The 16,448-nt window shown below is 43.0% G+C and carries 13 protein-coding genes and 3 tRNA genes; 6 read left to right on the top strand and 10 right to left on the bottom strand.

Features of this window, described 5'->3' with window-relative positions:
• The first annotated feature begins 153 nt into the window (after positions 1-153).
• A complete protein-coding gene (locus tag EOPP23_RS14685) occupies positions 154-507 on the top strand; it encodes a hypothetical protein (protein ID WP_153766761.1) in 354 nt (117 codons plus the stop codon).
• Positions 508-535: 28 nt separating this feature from the next.
• On the opposite strand, the gene EOPP23_RS14690 is transcribed toward EOPP23_RS14685, so the two are convergent.
• From EOPP23_RS14690 to EOPP23_RS14710, 5 genes are all read right to left on the bottom strand, one after another.
• Entirely contained in the window at positions 536-1,711 is a 1,176-nt protein-coding gene (locus EOPP23_RS14690) for a hypothetical protein (RefSeq protein ID WP_153766762.1), read from the bottom strand.
• A 425-nt stretch (positions 1,712-2,136) separates the two neighbouring features.
• On the bottom strand, positions 2,137-5,808 hold the full coding sequence (gene brxC, locus EOPP23_RS14695; RefSeq protein ID WP_153766763.1) for a BREX system P-loop protein BrxC: 3,672 nt from the start codon (positions 5,806-5,808) through the stop codon (positions 2,137-2,139).
• A 33-nt stretch (positions 5,809-5,841) separates the two neighbouring features.
• Complete coding sequence (locus tag EOPP23_RS14700; protein ID WP_153766764.1) at positions 5,842-6,450, bottom strand: DUF1788 domain-containing protein; 609 nt, start codon at positions 6,448-6,450, stop codon at positions 5,842-5,844.
• Complete coding sequence (locus EOPP23_RS14705; RefSeq protein ID WP_153766765.1) at positions 6,447-7,070, bottom strand: BrxA family protein; 624 nt, start codon at positions 7,068-7,070, stop codon at positions 6,447-6,449. Before EOPP23_RS14705 ends, EOPP23_RS14700 begins: the two co-directional genes overlap by 4 nt.
• Complete coding sequence (locus EOPP23_RS14710; protein WP_153766766.1) at positions 7,067-7,279, bottom strand: helix-turn-helix domain-containing protein; 213 nt, start codon at positions 7,277-7,279, stop codon at positions 7,067-7,069. Before EOPP23_RS14710 ends, EOPP23_RS14705 begins: the two co-directional genes overlap by 4 nt.
• A gap of 281 nt (positions 7,280-7,560) precedes the next feature.
• Between EOPP23_RS14710 and EOPP23_RS14715 the strand changes: the two genes are divergently transcribed.
• Entirely contained in the window at positions 7,561-7,824 is a 264-nt protein-coding gene (locus tag EOPP23_RS14715; RefSeq protein WP_153766767.1) for a hypothetical protein, read from the top strand.
• A 239-nt stretch (positions 7,825-8,063) separates the two neighbouring features.
• Positions 8,064-8,876 (top strand): helix-turn-helix domain-containing protein, encoded by an 813-nt coding sequence (locus EOPP23_RS14720; RefSeq protein ID WP_194842617.1) that lies wholly within the window; start codon positions 8,064-8,066, stop codon positions 8,874-8,876.
• On the opposite strand, the gene EOPP23_RS21830 is transcribed toward EOPP23_RS14720, so the two are convergent.
• A complete protein-coding gene (locus tag EOPP23_RS21830) occupies positions 8,871-9,170 on the bottom strand; it encodes a helix-turn-helix transcriptional regulator (RefSeq protein ID WP_153766769.1) in 300 nt (99 codons plus the stop codon). The genes EOPP23_RS14720 and EOPP23_RS21830 overlap by 6 nt on opposite strands.
• A 559-nt stretch (positions 9,171-9,729) precedes the next feature.
• On the opposite strand from EOPP23_RS21830, the gene EOPP23_RS14730 reads away from it, so the two are divergent.
• Genes EOPP23_RS14730 through EOPP23_RS14740 form a run of 3 tightly spaced genes read left to right on the top strand, consistent with a single transcriptional unit; the run spans position 9,730 to position 14,618 of the window.
• Positions 9,730-12,348, top strand: a complete 2,619-nt coding sequence (locus tag EOPP23_RS14730; RefSeq protein ID WP_153766770.1) for a Mu transposase C-terminal domain-containing protein — start codon at positions 9,730-9,732, stop codon at positions 12,346-12,348.
• A gap of 1 nt (position 12,349) precedes the next feature.
• A complete protein-coding gene (locus EOPP23_RS14735) occupies positions 12,350-13,477 on the top strand; it encodes a TniB family NTP-binding protein (RefSeq protein WP_194842618.1) in 1,128 nt (375 codons plus the stop codon).
• A 1-nt stretch (position 13,478) separates the two neighbouring features.
• On the top strand, positions 13,479-14,618 hold the full coding sequence (locus EOPP23_RS14740; protein WP_153766772.1) for a TniQ family protein: 1,140 nt from the start codon (positions 13,479-13,481) through the stop codon (positions 14,616-14,618).
• Positions 14,619-15,103: 485 nt separating this feature from the next.
• Here EOPP23_RS14740 and EOPP23_RS14745 read toward each other — a convergent pair.
• The 4 genes from EOPP23_RS14745 to pgsA form a co-directional block, all read right to left on the bottom strand.
• Positions 15,104-15,190: transfer RNA gene (locus EOPP23_RS14745), tRNA-Leu, on the bottom strand.
• Positions 15,191-15,253: 63 nt separating this feature from the next.
• Positions 15,254-15,327, bottom strand: a tRNA-Cys gene (locus EOPP23_RS14750).
• A 118-nt stretch (positions 15,328-15,445) separates the two neighbouring features.
• Positions 15,446-15,521, bottom strand: a tRNA-Gly gene (locus EOPP23_RS14755).
• A gap of 250 nt (positions 15,522-15,771) precedes the next feature.
• The gene (gene pgsA / locus EOPP23_RS14760; RefSeq protein WP_153766773.1) at positions 15,772-16,344 is read right to left on the bottom strand and encodes a CDP-diacylglycerol--glycerol-3-phosphate 3-phosphatidyltransferase; all 573 of its coding nucleotides are present in this window, start codon (positions 16,342-16,344) and stop codon (positions 15,772-15,774) included.
• Positions 16,345-16,448 lie beyond the last annotated feature (104 nt).

Genomic DNA, 16,448 nt, shown 5'->3' on the forward strand with positions numbered 1-16,448 from the left:
TCTTTCAGAATGGGGGTTAATAGTCAACAGTTACACCAGCCTAAGTTCTATTTTTCCCCTCGGGTATCACTTTTTAATGATCATCAGTTCAAATATCTTCCTTCTGACATTCGTTCACTCACAACGAACAATAATCAGCAAGGAGCTCTTCTCATGAAAAGCGAAACCTGTTTTGGCAAATTGTCAGGTTCACCTCTCTCCGTATATTCTTCAGAATTAGAAGCTCATAGTGCTGCTGAATACGCCAGTGCTCAATATAACAATGCACTTACACCCTACCAGTGTAATCGCTGCAACTTGTGGCACCTCTCTCCATTAAATAGACATACCCCCAGTAAGAAATGCAGTCATTGCACTGGTTCCGATGGCCGCCCAAAAGAAACTTATGAAGGAATGGGGCAGGCTCTTCTCAGAGCCAATATCCTGCATGAAGAACAAGGTATAAGGCTAAATATTTATGCTTGCCCGAACAGTTCGGGCTGGCATTTAACCAAAAACGATATCTAATCATTCATTTATCTGCTGCTGTAACGAGTTATTTTTCAGCAGCAGATAAATGATGTTTAAAATGCAGCTTATACGTTTCAAAAGCAGCAATAAGCTGCTGGGGGGATAACTCCTTATCCGGGTTTTCTGAGCGTTTTTGGTCGGCTTCGCAATCGCGAAGTAATCGTGTCATAAACGATGCAACTCTGTACAAACCGAGGTTCGCCTGTTCGGAATAATACAGACCACCTGCCTCACATAATTTTTTCAGCCAATCCATTACAACCTCATCTTTGGCAATTCTGTGCTTTGCCCGAAGATCATGAATTTGTCGTAATGTATATTCGTGATGTGTCTCATCATCTCTTTCTTTATCTGAAACAGTCTTCTCTTTTGCTATAACTGCTGCCATTGCTTGCCAGGTTGTTAAGCCACATTCTGTTCGCCAGCGTAATAATAATTTGTCTAATGGCCAAATAATGTTCCCCTCGCGGAATTCCGGCAAAATATCCACGATGGCACTCTGATGTTTTGTACCTGTCAAATGACAGCTATCACTATTGGCAAGCCATTCAACTTCCAGGCATGCCAATATATCCATCTGTAAACTTATCCCACCATGAAATACTGAATGTTTAAACTCAACATTTGCCTCAATATCATCAACTATATTATCAATATCTGTGTGTTTTGATACTGTCTCAAAACTATCCAGACCTGTTAACGGCAAAGCGTATTTTTTATAGTATTCAGTTTGGGTAAACTTCGCCGTAGCCAGATCGACAGGGCAGTTAGATCGCCCTTCAATAAATGCAATATGTTCTTTGTTCAAGAGCTGTTCGACAAGTGCAAGCGTGTTAGGGAAGAATCGTGCTCCGTACTGTCTTCGAAAACCAAACAATATACTACGCCAGGCTCCATTACGAGCAGTCCACTCTTTTTTACCTTCGATAAAGACCTTTATATCCTCATCAGAGGCTCCCAGTTTTGTGAACGCTTTTCTATAGAATTTAAGAAGTTTATTAGCAGAGGTGTCAGTGGCATTCCAAGGTTCGTTTAATAACTTACGAAGCGTCTTTTCTGTAGGCTGGACTTTGACACCTGTTAGATCAGAAATTTTTGTAAATATTTCTGTCCCCTTAGCTATACCCCATAGCTCAAGTGCCAACTCAGGACAGTTAAAAAATAACGGACTGGTAAAACCTTTTTTGACCCAATTATTCATTATGCTTCAATTACATCTCAGATTTTTATTAATTCGATAGTACGTTAGTTTTACCTGAAAACGCCGTTTTTCCCGTGGAGTATCACTAACAGCCCAACAGGTTCATCAGTAGTCTTGAACACGCAGCTCACAGAGCCGCTGCAAATTCATTTAAATGACTAAGGAATTATTATGAGTAACAGTAACAAGAATACTAATGGAAACGGTTCCGGAAAAACTCCTACCCCACAAAATCCATATAGCCCTGGAGGAAAGCCAAGCACTACTGGCAACCCCTCTGGTAAAGGTCGATGGAACGGTCCGGCGAAAAATAAATAAGTCATTGTCTGCAAACGACACAGGCTAATTTTTACTCATTTACTGGCTGCAGAAAATCAGAGCGCTCTAATTTACTGCAGCCGTCTTTACTTCAGATCAGGTTCTGATTATCGAATCCGTATCCGATCCCCATCTTCCACTGCTTTCATCAATTCTTTACGAATATTGTCCAGATAAGCCTCGACCTGCTCTTCCGTTTCCAGATAATGGCGAGGTGCTACTGAGTCCGGACTGAAGCTGATGGTCCGTTTGACATAAACCGGTGCAGCAGGTTCGGCCACCTGAGGTTTTGGCTTTTCAATGGTCTTGCCTGCCACTGACTTTGCCTGTACGACAGGTTTGGATGCGGCTACCGCTGCCAGCCTCTTCTTCTGTTCTTCCTCCAAACGTTTACGTTCTGTTTCAACGTATTGGTTAATCACCAGTTCTGCATCTTCTTCATGGTCTGATGCTTCATTTTGGGCACTGAAAATCTCGGCAATGGATAATTGCTTTTCAATGTTCTTACGGCAAAGTTGCAACTTCCTCAATGCGGTGTTTCTGAGGTTGTCCGGAGCGGATACTTCTTCCAGTTGCCCATTGATACGCCCCAAGCGTTCATCAATGCGACTGAGTGCATGTTCACGCTTTTCAGACAACAGCCTTTCGTTAACCGTCCGAACCTGTTCAATCAGACGATTTACCTGACTGATACTGTTGTAAGGCGAAGCGTTGCTATAGATAGCTTCCAGCTTTTGCAGAGCACTGGCTGCAACGGCTTCTTTCTCCAGAGCCGCCTGGTTCAGTTTGAAATCGCTGTTCAGTGCTTTGGCCAGCTGTTGCCAGGTATTGAACTGGGAAGAATAGAAATCATCTACGTCTTCAAAATCTTCTGAAAACTCATCCAGGTCACCAGCTACTTTAAGCAGGTGCTGAATCATCCGAAAGCTGTCTTTATTAGCAAGAATACCCGACACTAATGTCAGACCATTTTGTATGACATCTTTGCCAGGGAACTGCCCTGTCTGGGATTTGTTGTCACAACTTTTCAGCGTATCCTGCCACTTATTGAGCTCATTTCTCAGGCTTTCATCCAGTGCTTTTTCGCCCGTGCCCGTGAATGTTTTACTGAAAAGATCTTTATACAGTTTTGCTGCTTTAGTGAGATCACGCTCTTCATGCTGCCGTATTCTTTGAAGACGTAAATCAGGCCAGCTTCTTCGACCGGTCAAACGATCATAAACCCTGTGCCGTGGCAGCTCTTCCTTGTTGTAGATAAAGTTAATCTTACCGGCCAGTGCCAGCCTTGCCTGTAGCAAAAGCACTTCATCATCGGGCCAGCCATAAGGGCGGTGAGTAAAATGATGAACAACATCCTTAACGGATACTGGCTGATTCAACTCAATTTTCAGGCTTATGTATTGCTCTACTTCTTTGGTTGCCTGGGGATTGCACTGAGCATCACCCATATCAAAACCCAATTGAGCTATATCGTCCGCTGCCAGAACTGAACGTATTTCCTGATTAATATCACTCTGGGTTGGTTTCAGCATGCCCAGTTTCGCAAAGGTATTCTGGATCACATAACTGTAGGCTTCTTCCACCATACCCGATGGCGCTGAAGCTCCGGGATTAAAACGAGAGCCAATCACAAAAAACTCTGCTTCTCTGAACAGGTCTTCAAATTCGTGCCGTAGCCGTTTACTTCGCTCATTATTTTCCAGCGATTTTTCACGGATCAAATGTTCCTGCTCTGGACGCTGCCCGGAATTTACCTTTAGGAATCGATCAGTTTTCACAAAAGTTTGAAGTTCATCCCACAAGCGTTTGTTTTCGCCCAGTTTAATCAGGACACAACCGTTGGATTCGTGGGAGTGTGCCAGACACTGTTGCTCATTAAACTGGGTGTACGTGCTGTCCAACGGGGAGATAACCCGAATCACCAGATCTTCGAGATTAGCTCCATCTCTTGGGTGACCGTTACAGAACCGGCTGACTTTGAAGTCCTGCTTATTTTCCGGATAGCGGTACTGATTTTTACGTTGCAGTACCTGATCGAAAATAAGTTCAGATAATTTCCGAGTTTGTTCTGCAGACTCTACGTCAGTATGGCGAATCTCGTTTTCAATCTCTTTTTCTTCATTGGTCAGGAATATATATTCATCACCATTGCGGGCAATCAACAGCTGTCGTTCAAGGCGATTGAGGCTTTCTTCGATCTGTTTGCCCAGTGAAATTTTATCGACATCAATTTGATCAATAGAAAGTGTCACCAGATTATCAAGTGTGCTTTTCACCGTATCCACATAACGAATAAGGAACAGGGTCTTGAGCATCTGACCATCAAACTCTGACAGAGTATCCAGTGTACAGGCCTGATCAATGGTTCTTTTAACCGCAGGTTCCAGAAAACTCTCAATAGCACTGTAGAAGCAATAAAACGGAATCAGTGCTCCCACTTCACGGTTGCGTATTTGTTTGGCTGCTGACTGGAAAGCGTCCAGCAGAGATCGCTCACCCATTGCCAGATGTTTACCCGTTGCACCCTTGGTACGGATGGATTCAAACACTTTTTGAACCAGTGGGTAGTGATACGGGACGAACGGATAGTTATCGACAAACGAAATGGTGTCTTTGTAACCGGATAATTCAGCTGTCGTCGTTTTATCAAACATCAACTGATTACGAATGATGTCGCCTTTCTCGGCAAACCGTCGAGACAACTCTGCTTTCGCTGTTTCGTTTTTCTCCAGCAAACGTTTTTGAATGACTTCGTTAGTATTGGAACTGGAGAGAGAAATACGGGTGTAAAATCTGCCCTGAATCTTTGAAAAGTCGTTACCTTTACTGGTACTGAACTGCCCCAGTACGGCATCGATATCGGCCTGCGATGTTACAACGACCCAGGCTCGCCCTTTACAAATAGTGCCCAGTTCTTCAGTAATCGTCTGCAGTTTGAGCATCATCTGGGTGTTGTCACCGATGAACTGACCCACTTCATCCACAAGGAACAGAACGTTTCTGTCGTTCTGGCTATCGATGTACTCTTTTACCCATTTGCAGAAGTTCTTTATGTCCAGAGGAAAATTGGACTCGAGCTGTTCGACCCACTGTCTTGTAGATTCATCACTTTGCCCTGTAGCGAACGCAAGTGCTTCTGACATATCGTCACGATAGAAGTCGTATGCATCACGCTCTTCTTCCCATGTGGATACCGTCAGACTGGCAAACTTGGCTTTAAATGCTTCAAGCTGATTTCGCTTGTCCAGCTCTCTTTCCAGGTGGGCTATATGAGCATGATCACCACAGTAGCCCAGCTTCTCATTGAACACCTTCAGGAATACCTTGAGTATTGCGTCTTCTCTGTCTTCAGTGTTCGCTCTGGAGTCAATATTGAACAGCATCACATCAGTGGGTTTGGTCACTGCACTGTGAATATCGTTGTAAAGTACTCCGTCCACTTTGCCATCGAAAAAATCAATCGCTTTAAGAGGAACCCCTTCTTTATCTACTTCCCTGTTTTCCAGCAGGTAGGAAAGAATCTTAATGAAGTGGGATTTACCCGACCCAAAGAAGCCTGAAACCCAAACACCAATTTTCCCTGCGATGGAGGCATCCGTCATACCACTGACAGCGGGCGTGTAAGTCTCAAAAAAGTTTCGGAAGTGCCTGTTCAGTTCTTCAGTAACAACGTACTCATCCAATTCTATGGATACGCTTTCTTTGTCCAGCTGTTCTGCTTTTACAACCCCGTTGATACTACGGGTTAGCTTTTTAACAAATAAATTTTCAATATTCATAACATCTTTCATGGCTCTGTCCATTCGTTTTGATTACTGGTTCACTACGGAGCCAGAGCCATCTTCAGGCACAAGTTTAAAGGCACGATAATAGTTTCTTGATTCGATCAGGCCGAAAGGCTGAAGATCAAGGCCGCTGTATACACCAGGATAAAAAAGCACGAGCGGTGTATTGCCCATTTTTGCCTGCAGGGCATTCAATAATTCATGACCACGAAGTAAGGGCCAGACATTACCAAGTCCGGTAAGAATGACAAACTGTTGCCCGCAAGGATCAAATTTCTGGCTGATAAAATCAGCGATACGCTTCTGATCAAGTGGCGCTTTTAAAGCATCTTTTAATACTGAAGCGCCTTTAGCAACTTCTCTGACAAAGGCTTTATCCAGAAGCCTTCTGGCTTCCAGCATTTCAATAACTATTTCAAAGAGATTGATAACCACAAACTGGTAGCCACGTTTTTCAAGTCGCTGAACCATTTCACTGGTGTGCGCTCTGACAGACAGTTCGTATTCAGGCAAATAATCAAAGATCCAGAACCCGATTTCATTACCCAGTCCTTCATTGTTCAGAAACTCTTTACTTTCAATTCGCTCCTGAATGAGGTTCAGTCGATTCTGAATCTGTTTAGATGCTTGCTTCATTGTGTGCACTCCATGGCAGACTGCAAATATTGCCAGTGCGGCTGAATGTTTTTCATCTTTCCCAGATGTTCGATTACGGTCAACACTTCGGAGACAGGGTATACCGTTTGCAGGGACATACTCCTCGACGAGCCCAGATAACCTGTTGAAACCAACATGCTAACCAGATTGGACCCTGCTTTTTTTAAGGTGCTTTCAGAATATTTTTCAAGGCCTTCTACACGAGAAGAGTGCTGCTGTATAAAGTCAGACCAGGCTCCGGTAGGGATTTGAGGTTGGTACATTCGGCGAGCTTCACCCAGAACATCACTCATAAAATGGCAGGCTGCAGGAGATTTCACCAAAACAGCAAGGAGAATCAGCTGTCTGGATGCAACTTCATCATCTGACACTATCATCTTGAGAAAGTCAGGCCCCATAGGTTCAAGGCGACGACGTAACCCTAATGCCACTCTAATGGAGGTATGCACAGATGACTTTTGCAACAGGTTTCGAGCTTCAATTTGCTCTTTCCATTGTTCTGCATCAGGGTTTGTAAGAAGTAGTTCCGCAATTAAACGACTTTCCCGAAGCCTCATACTGCCCGTCGTAAGATCACTCAGCCAATTTCTGGCGTTCATTTGACCTTCTCTCCTGTCGAACGATCTGTTTCTGCTGCACCACCAGAGCGCACCCAGATATCAATTTCCGGAGTTTGGAATTTCCAGAGTCGACCTACTTTGTGAGCTGGCATCTCACGATTATTGATCCAGCTATAGATAGTGTCACGACTTACACCCAGGTGTTGGGCAATTTCTTCTACGGATAACCAGCGGGACGGAGAATTCATTGAGTGCGGAATACATTTTTGATGATGTTTGGACAGTATCGAAATAAATACACTATTACAATGACAAAGCCGACTTAACCAAACTTAATCATGATAGATCTAGATGAATCATCTCAAAGCTTGCCCGAAAAATTCACTCAGATTAAAGCGCGCCTCAAATACCGGTTGAGCACAGTCATAAATTAATCGGTAATTTGACACTAGCAGACGCTATTCTGGATAAGCAGAGCTGGATTCAAGCAATACAGTCGGAAAACTTAACTTAGCGAGCTGTCCAGTTTATGGGGTCCACTACACACCTCTATTGGGTTTGGATATTACCCGTGTTTGTGTGTCCGGAGAACTATAACCACTTCAGTGGTGGTAACGGCCAGATGGTGTTGATTTATCCAAGGACGGAACAGTTTAGTGAAGCTCTTGAGAAGAGCTTTGATTTCTCGCCTGAGCTGAAACTTTGGGTGGTGCCATTTGATATTGGTTCTGGGGTAGAAGACGCTGAGCGATTACGTGCGCCTGAAGCGGTTTCAGAAGTTTATAAGTTTTGATGTAAGATAGGCTTCACATTCAAGGATGATCTCTTAAACCGGTAGGGACTGCTGTGCTTCCAGGAATATATCCGCTATTCACCCTCATTATCGCTGTTGTCTGGTTTGTAGCTGAACCGAGCTTTGAACCCTTTCTACAAGCGCTACTATTGCTCGGTGCTCTCCTTTCTACTGGTGTTCAGGTCAGTAGCCAGTATGCGGGTACACCAGCTTATCTGGCAGGTCGAAGAATACGATTCTTGAGGAAGCATCTTGGGGTTAGTCATTCACAGTTAGCTGAATTATTAGGTGATACCAGCGAACTTGAGATTATTAATCTAGAGAAGGGTAAGGTTGAAGCCAGCCTCAAGCTGTTGGAAAAGGTTAACCACGCTACAGGCGCATCAATTGACTGGCTCAAACACGGCAGTATGAAAGACCATATATGTGGCCACCTTCACTCCCATTGGTTTCCAGTATTATTTTTCACGAGACTATACAAAGTAGTACCCGAACCTGAGTTTGTTCCTTTTCCTCAAAAGGACTACTGCTACTTTGAAACTGAGCATACCCAGAAGCTGATATCATATATCAAAGAGCTACCTGCTTTGCAGTTGACCGTATGTGCCGACCCTCAAGAGTGGAGTCAGATATACCTTTTGGTAGATCGGAGCGAATATAGAACAGATATTTGGGATTTAAATGCTCTCGATTTCTGGCATCCAGGCTGGCTTGGTGAGCATCATTACATACCGGCAATCCTGGATTTTTTTCAAAAGCTTTCTGAATTACATCCGGCCCCCCCTGTAAAAGGTTGTTTTCTATCCAGAAGTGAGCTTCTTAAGCTGAAATCAGGCCTTGTCAGCCCCTGTAATAAAAAAATGGCCCGTCAGCTTGCCCTGGGGAAGATGAGCCAGCCTCCATACAAAAACGTGATTAGCTGGCCTATGGATCTGATTGATATCCACCACGAGGAAGGTGGTGCTAAGTACTATCAGAGTTGGTATGGGGAAAGGTTTGTTGAGATTCAGAAGCATTCTAAAGAATACGTTTTACCCAGATCACGATTATGAATTTTCCTGAATACGACTCCTACTCAAAGAATCTCTGTCCGTTCCTATCAGAAGAGATTCTGGCCTAGCATCTAAAGCAATGCAGATTTTTAGAAAGCTTCTAAACGACAGGTTTCTACGACCCTTTTCAATATCATTAACATAAGAAGCCTGTAATCCTGCTAACTTGGCAAGCTCTCTCTGAGTGACATTATGTTTCTCCCTAAAGTCACGAATATTTTTCCCTACACGCTTGAGGAGTAGAAGTTCATACGCCCTATCGTACAAAGGTCTGATCTTACTGTTCTCATCCATGAATTTGCAGCTTTCTTGTTGTTATTTACTATCCATAGATCACTCTACAAGAGAAATGCTTCAGGTAAAACCAATGAAGCCCTGCTATTCACACAGGAGGGATTGGGCAAGTTTCTTTCAATCTTTACTCCTGTCCTAGAGATAAACATGAATTAAGCAAACATTGAAAAAGACAGCTTTTGCACTAAAGTTACCTTATACGGTAACCCTGTATTCAAAAAAAAGCGCAGTTATGAAGTGAGATTTTTTAGGCAGAAACCCAAACTTTAGTACAAATTGATTAAAGAAAGTTTGGTGAAATGATGTTAACTCCTTGTTTTTATATATATTTAATATCTGTTCTTATATTTTAAATAAAAATCACAACACAGTCAAAAGCTAAACCAATAATAAGCTCTGCATGAAAAAACTGTTTTTTTTAAGAACTGTTTTTTTATACAGTTAATTACAAGGGATGAGAACTCAAGATTACTACCTTACCTGGTGGTAACAAGGAAGCACATTTTATGCTTCTCTTTTGAGTTCTGACGACTTGAATAACAAGAATCAAGGAGTCGATATGACTTTGGACAAAAGAATGCTTCACCACCTTCAGAACCTGGAGATCAGTGAAAAAGGCATAAATTATTGTCAAGAAACTGCAAAAAATCCTGCTCGCAGGATACCTGGCGGTGGTAGAAGCAAAAAATCAATTTTTGCCAGCGCTAAGATGGGCGTCACTCTGCAGACCGAGAGTGATCTTGAGTTAGCTTATTTTCTTGAGGCTGAAATGGATGATCAGGTTTTCAGCATGTGGGAACAAAGCCAAAAAATACGCTTAACTTACGTCAGAGGTGATGGGAAGAAGCAAACTATCTGGTATACACCAGACGCACTCGAAGTAACTATCGACAGTGTAAATCTGGTTGAATGCAAGCGCGAGAAAGAGCTAATAGTTCTGAGCAATAAAGATCCCGACCGGTATAGTTACGATGAACAATCAGGCACTTACACGTCACCGGCTATGGAGCGCCACCTTCAGGGTACTGGTATCAGTTTCCGAATAGTAACTGATGCTATGTTCAACAAGTGCCGTTTAAGCAACTTACGCTTTCTGCTTGATTTTAAAAAAATCAGTCACCCTCAAGAAAAGCTGATGGGCTTCAAGAACCTGTGCACTTCCTATCTTGATCAGAAGATGGGTGTCACCATTGCTGACTTGGTAAATAGCCAGAAAATCACGAGTGATGAGGTTTTTTTCCTCATTGCCCAAGGCTACCTTTTTATAAATTTTGATGGGGATAAGTTATCCGAGCCAGAAAGCTGTCGAGTTTTTTCTTCACTGACAGCTTGCCAGGTACACACGCTATCCAACGATATCGACTCTGCAAACTTGCCTGTATTTGCTGAGGTTAAACCTTTGTCTGTAGGCAACGAATATCAGCATGGAGAAACATCCTGGAAAGTCTTATCAATAGATAAAAACTCAGTAATCATCAGCATTCAGATTAATGAGACCGACTCAATAAGAGAAATGAAGAAAGCCCAGCTCGAAGCAATGGTCAACTCTGGCGCTATCCAGCTTAAGTCCTCTTCCTACATTCCTGATATCCAAACATCTCGGATATCTTCAGCAAATGAATCCAGACAAAAATTAGCTGTACAAAAATTCGAGATAATACGATCCCATGTAGATGGTGAGATACCCATAGATGAGGCCTGCACTCGCCTTGGAAAATCTTCAAGGACAGTTCGAAGATACAAAAACCTATATCTGGAGGGAGTTGCCAGAAGGGGCAATGGGCTACCAGAATTACTCAACAATGATGACTTGAAAGGTAACAGGATCTCTACAATTGGTCCTGAGGTAGATCAAGTCGCCAAAAAGGTGATTGAGGAGAACTTTCTTGACCCTAGAAACAAAAAGGTATCTGCCGTTTACAGGGATTTCGTAGCTGAATTATCTACTACGGATTTTGACATACCATCAGAAAGCTGGTTCAGACGCAAAATTAAAACTGTTGAACTAGTCCGGACAGTAAGATCTCGTAGAGGCAGAAAAGAGTCACGAGCACTCTTGCCAGTTGCTTCAACAGAAGGACTGTTTGAAAACCGACGTGGAGAGAGAGCCTTTATCACAGTAGATCTGGATAGCACGCAAACAGACGCTGTCATTAAACTTAATGGTGAGAATAAGCGCCCATGGCTCACAATTGCTGTTGACGCATACAGCCGAGCGATACTTGCTGTATATCTTTCTATCGACCCACCATCCAGATATAGCGTTATGATGCTGATAAGGGAACTGATAGATCGTCATAAACGGTTACCTGAATCATTCCGTGTCGATGGCGGAAAAGAGTTTGAGAATGTTGAATTTGAGCAGTTCTGTGCCTTCGGATCGGTAACGATTCAAAGTAGAAAGTCTAACCCCAGAGGCGGTTCTGCTGTTGAAGGCAAGTTTAAAGAACTGAATGATGCGTTCATTCACTGCCTTGAAGCTAATACACAGCTCACTAAAAACCCAAGACAAATGACCAAGGAGGTTAACCCTTACTATAGCGCTCTATGGACGTTCCAGGAGCTTGAGAAGCAGTTGAAATGGTACTGTTATGAGCACTATAACCATACAGTCCATCCTGCTCATAAAATCGCACCCGCAGACGTTATCAAGGAAAGTCTAGAAAGGCATGGCTTCCGGAATAATCGAGTATTAGATCTTAATGATCAAAATATTCAAATCATGATGCTGCCTTACCCGAAGTCAAAACGAACCAGAGTCATTGATCCAGTTAAGGGTGTCACAGTGGGGCACTACTGCTATCAACATGAACTTTTTCAAAAACCGGAATGGTTAGGCAAGCATGTGATGGTACGTATTGACCCTGAAGATAACTCATACGTGTACTGCAACCTGAAGGGGTGGGTTAGATGTGAGCGAGTTACGCTTGAAGATAACTATTATCCCAACATTAATCGAGAGACCATATCTAAGGTTCATCAAGCAAGTGGTTCATTTTATTCCCCTAAAAGCAGAGCACAACGAGCAATACCTGCTACAAAGCGAATTCAAGAAACAGAACAAAAGCTCAGAAGTCTGAGTAAAGAAGAGTCCACTAAAAAAGCGACCTTGAAAGGTGATGCTGTTAACGAAAATGGTGCATTTACTCCAGGACAATCTCAGATCAAGGATTTCTAAAATGGCTAAGATCAAGCACCCATGCGCGGAATTCAGCGATGATGTACTCGACTACAGCAATGATGAACGGACTAGTTACTTCATTAATAACAGTATTATTCTTCATCCGCGGCTTCAACAAGCCTATGAGGAGCTGAAGCTTCGTACGATATCCCCGAGCAGCACACAAATCTACCAAGTGGTAGGGCCTACCGGTTCTGGAAAAACAACTCTGACTTCTCGTATCAAAAGGATGCTCATAGATCAATGTCATGAGGAGATACAATCAAGTACGCATGTATATCCAGTCGTATTATTTGAGTGTCCTGCTGCTACTGAGCATAAAGGGGTCTGGAAATTACTGCTGAAACGCATCCTTAGAGAGGCAGGAGATCACTTCTCTGATAGTCGAAATTTTCACCTTGAGCATCAGGAAGGATTAAGTCATCAGGATATGGCAAAACTGCTTAGACGAGAATCAACCATTGAGGAACTCTCTGAAGCCTGTAAGGTTTTCATAAAACAAAGAGCTGTTAAGTACCTGATTATTGATGAAGCTCAGCATATCATCGATGCCTGCGATACCAAACAACAGGCTTTCAACTCAATGGAGCTTCTTAAGTCATTAGCAAACGAAAGTAACGCCACCATTATTCTCGTCGGTACCTATCGCTTACTGCGTTTTGGCGAGACTTCGGGACAGCTTGCCCGACGATCAGAGATCATCGAACTTGGGGCATACAAAGGAACATGTAAGACAGAAATGTCTGAGTTTGCAGACTCATTAGACGCACTTTTAGCTAGGTACCCGACCTATTTTTCAGATGCCATATATAACAATATCAATGAAATTTATGTCGGTAGCTGCGGCTGCATAGGATTGCTTAAAGATTGGCTGACGAGAACATTGGTTAAGACCCTTTACTCAAAAAGCCAATATGTAACCATGGAGTTACTCAGAGGTGAGCAGTTATCACCGAGGGAGTTAAAAACGATAGCTGATGAAATTACTCTGGGGTTGGAGTACTTTCATCAGTTCTCTATTACTGACGTTGAAGAAACCCTTTTAGGAAAAGTACCTCTACCTACCAAGAACAACTTCCGCCAAGGTGTTAACAGGTTGCCCGAACGAGACAGCGTGGGGGCATAAAATGAACAATATATACTCACACTGCCCAAGATCAGACTTGCTACCCCTAGCACCAATAGGCATCAGTGACAGCTACATGGTTGAGTCACTAAGTAGCTACCTTACAAGAGTTGCAACTATGCATTATTTGCCTCTCAGGTGGTTCCTTAGAGACTACCTTAATCCAATCGCTAATCAGGGAAACTTGTCGGACGATATTTTTGATCGCTACGGCTTTTCCGCCATAAATGGCTACAGAGAAAAAGCTGCCGCATATTTATCTGCCATCCAAAAAGCAACAGGAAGGTTTGATTTGTGGCAGTTAACCACTACCCCCTGGCAGACACTTCTCGACACCAGAGGAAAAGGCCTATTTGCAAAACAGAAAAAATGGTGCCGTGCATGTTTTCACGATTGGCTTGCAGACAATTCGCCTCTTTATGAACCTCTGATCTGGAGCTTAGAGTCAGTTAAGACATGCCCCCGCCATAACTGTCTATTAATGTCAGTATGCAGCATTTGCAACAATCAACAGAAGTTGGTCTCCAGCGTTCTTCCCGTAGGTTACTGTTCTTCGTGTGGTGGATTTCTTGGTAAGGGGGAGAGCTCTACTAAGACACTGAGCAGTAAGGAAACATATATCGTTAAGATGGTCGCTGAAAGAAGACGTTTAATGCAGTGTAAAGATCTTAAAAAAGAATTCGTTATTGGAATTCAGCATGTTCTCAGCGCATCGAATCTAAGCTCTACCCTGAAACTTGAACGCACCATCTCATTCTCCAGAGACACGATCAGCCAGTGGTGCTCCAATGCCAAAAGAGGCACAAGACCAACCATGTCTAGCCTTCTATGCTTTTGCGACGCTATTGGAGTCTCACCCGACGACCTTCTCCTTAACCATAAAAATATAATCGTCAATCTTAAAGAGGCAAAAATTGAGCGAAGACAGGAACTTTCTAAAGAAAAATGCAAGGAAGTAATTTTCAGAGCCCTGGTCATTGTCGTAGAGTCTCAAAAAGACATAATTCCACTATCAAAAGTTGCTAAAGACTTGGATGTCGGTAAGCGCTTTTTGGAATATAACTTCCCAGTTTTGGTTAAACAATTAATCTTCAATAACAATAAATTACGATCAGAAAGAAAGAAATCACTTGAGCATTAAAAAAGAATGCTGATGCGATCTACTTGTGAGAAGTTAGCATCGGCAGGATTTACCCCTTCATACCGAAAAGTAGTTACAGCTCTTGGAAAAGATAAGTCTCGTTTTGGCTATAGAGAAATAATTAAATTCTGGCGAGAAGAAACAGCAAGGCTTTCCAAGTAAGCCATCCTCCACCAAAGATAGAAGACACCTCCCTGATAGTATCAATTTTCCCCTCGCACTAGCCGGACAGAATTTCTGCGCTTAGAAAAAACATCATCGTTACTATTAGCTTCATACCCTGACAAATTATGTCGTGTTTTTTAGAAAAATGTCCGGAATATTTTCTGCTATGGTGTCCGGTTTTACTGAAGCTGTGTTTCAAACTGGCAAAAAAAATGGCCACAATTATTGTGGCCATTTTTCATATCTGGAATTTTCTTGGTGTAAGCTGTCCATAAGGACATTTTTTATGCTTCTCACCATTTGAAAATCCCAATTTTTTATGGTGCCCGGACCCGGAATCGAACCGGGACGACTGTTAGGTCGGCAGATTTTAAGTCTGCTGTGTCTACCAATTTCACCACCCGGGCATATGATCAATTCTATCGAGAATTGTCATAAAAAAACAGGCTTAAGAGCCTGCTTTTGAAAAGTGGAGGCGAGTACCGGAGTCGAACCGGTCTAAATGGAGTTGCAGTCCACTGCATAACCGCTTTGCTAACTCGCCTTTATTTTCTTTCAGACCTTACTGAGTAAAATCTGGAGCGGGAAACGAGACTCGCCTTTCTATTCATAAGAAGACGATCCCAACCTTGGCAAGGTTGTGCTCACACTCTTTTTTAATCTGGAGCGGGAAACGAGACTCGAACTCGCGACCCCAACCTTGGCAAGGTTGTGCTCTACCAACTGAGCTATTCCCGCATGAAGATATTTTATGACATCTTCGATGTCAGAGCGGGAAACGAGACTCACTCTTTAACTCTGAGGCGACCTAATCCTTAACAAGGTTATATTCGACTCCTAAGCTATTCCCGCAGCACTTCAGTTACTTTCTAGAAGTATCTCGGGTTCGTTGAAAGCGTTTCGCTTTGCTTCGTTGCCGTTGAAGATGCTGCGTAGTTTAAGAATATTTCCGTAAGTGTCAACAGTTTACGTCGTTATTCGATAAAAACTAATCCGGCTGACTTGGTTTGGTGAACGGGCTCAAATCCGGCCAGGCTGCTTTCAGGTAAACATACATTGACCATAGTGTCAGAATGGCTGAGACATACAATAACGCAATGCCCGCGTAACCAAAGAAGCCGTTCAACGGAGACGATGAAAACAGCAGCATGGTAATGGCCATCATCTGCAGCGCTGTTTTCATCTTACCAATCATATTGACTGCAACACTGGTACGTTTACCCAGCTCTGCCATCCACTCTCTAAGTGCAGAAATGACAATTTCACGACCAATAATGACCATGGCAGGCACCGTCATCCAGAACTCACGATAATCTTCCACCAGCAGACAAAGCGCGGTTGCCACCATAATTTTGTCAGCAACCGGATCAAAAAACGCACCAAAAGGTGTGGTCTGATTCAGCTTACGTGCCAGGTAACCATCAAACCAGTCGGTGAACGCCGCGATCATAAAGATCAGAGCACAGATAAAAGCCCTCGATTCCAGCGGTAGATAGAAAAGCACTACCAGCACAGGGACAAGAATAATTCTCAGAAGCGTCAGAAGATTAGGGACATTCATACAGTCAAAAACAAACCAGTCAATATTAATCGCATAAGGTACACAGACACCTGTGCATGTACAAACTGCTTTTGGATTAGTTCATGCTAATCCAGCAGAAAACC

Origin of the sequence: Endozoicomonas sp. OPT23, from assembly GCF_009653635.1 — a bacterium.
GTDB lineage: Bacteria > Pseudomonadota > Gammaproteobacteria > Pseudomonadales > Endozoicomonadaceae > Endozoicomonas_A.

Excerpts from the sequence above, each read along its gene's own strand:
- EOPP23_RS14685 (WP_153766761.1), top strand. The coding sequence starts at position 154 with ATGAAAAGCGAAACCTGTTTTGGCAAATTGTCAGGTTCACCTCTCTCC.
- EOPP23_RS14715 (WP_153766767.1), top strand. The coding sequence starts at position 7,561 with ATGGGGTCCACTACACACCTCTATTGGGTTTGGATATTACCCGTGTTT.
- EOPP23_RS14710 (WP_153766766.1), bottom strand. The coding sequence starts at position 7,279 with ATGAATTCTCCGTCCCGCTGGTTATCCGTAGAAGAAATTGCCCAACAC.
- EOPP23_RS21830 (WP_153766769.1), bottom strand. The coding sequence starts at position 9,170 with ATGGATGAGAACAGTAAGATCAGACCTTTGTACGATAGGGCGTATGAA.
- EOPP23_RS14700 (WP_153766764.1), bottom strand. The coding sequence starts at position 6,450 with ATGAAGCAAGCATCTAAACAGATTCAGAATCGACTGAACCTCATTCAG.
- EOPP23_RS14740 (WP_153766772.1), top strand. The coding sequence starts at position 13,479 with ATGAACAATATATACTCACACTGCCCAAGATCAGACTTGCTACCCCTA.
- EOPP23_RS14735 (WP_194842618.1), top strand. The coding sequence starts at position 12,350 with ATGGCTAAGATCAAGCACCCATGCGCGGAATTCAGCGATGATGTACTC.
- EOPP23_RS14705 (WP_153766765.1), bottom strand. The coding sequence starts at position 7,070 with ATGAACGCCAGAAATTGGCTGAGTGATCTTACGACGGGCAGTATGAGG.
- EOPP23_RS14690 (WP_153766762.1), bottom strand. The coding sequence starts at position 1,711 with ATGAATAATTGGGTCAAAAAAGGTTTTACCAGTCCGTTATTTTTTAAC.
- pgsA (WP_153766773.1), bottom strand. The coding sequence starts at position 16,344 with ATGAATGTCCCTAATCTTCTGACGCTTCTGAGAATTATTCTTGTCCCT.
- brxC (WP_153766763.1), bottom strand. The coding sequence starts at position 5,808 with ATGAATATTGAAAATTTATTTGTTAAAAAGCTAACCCGTAGTATCAAC.
- EOPP23_RS14730 (WP_153766770.1), top strand. The coding sequence starts at position 9,730 with ATGACTTTGGACAAAAGAATGCTTCACCACCTTCAGAACCTGGAGATC.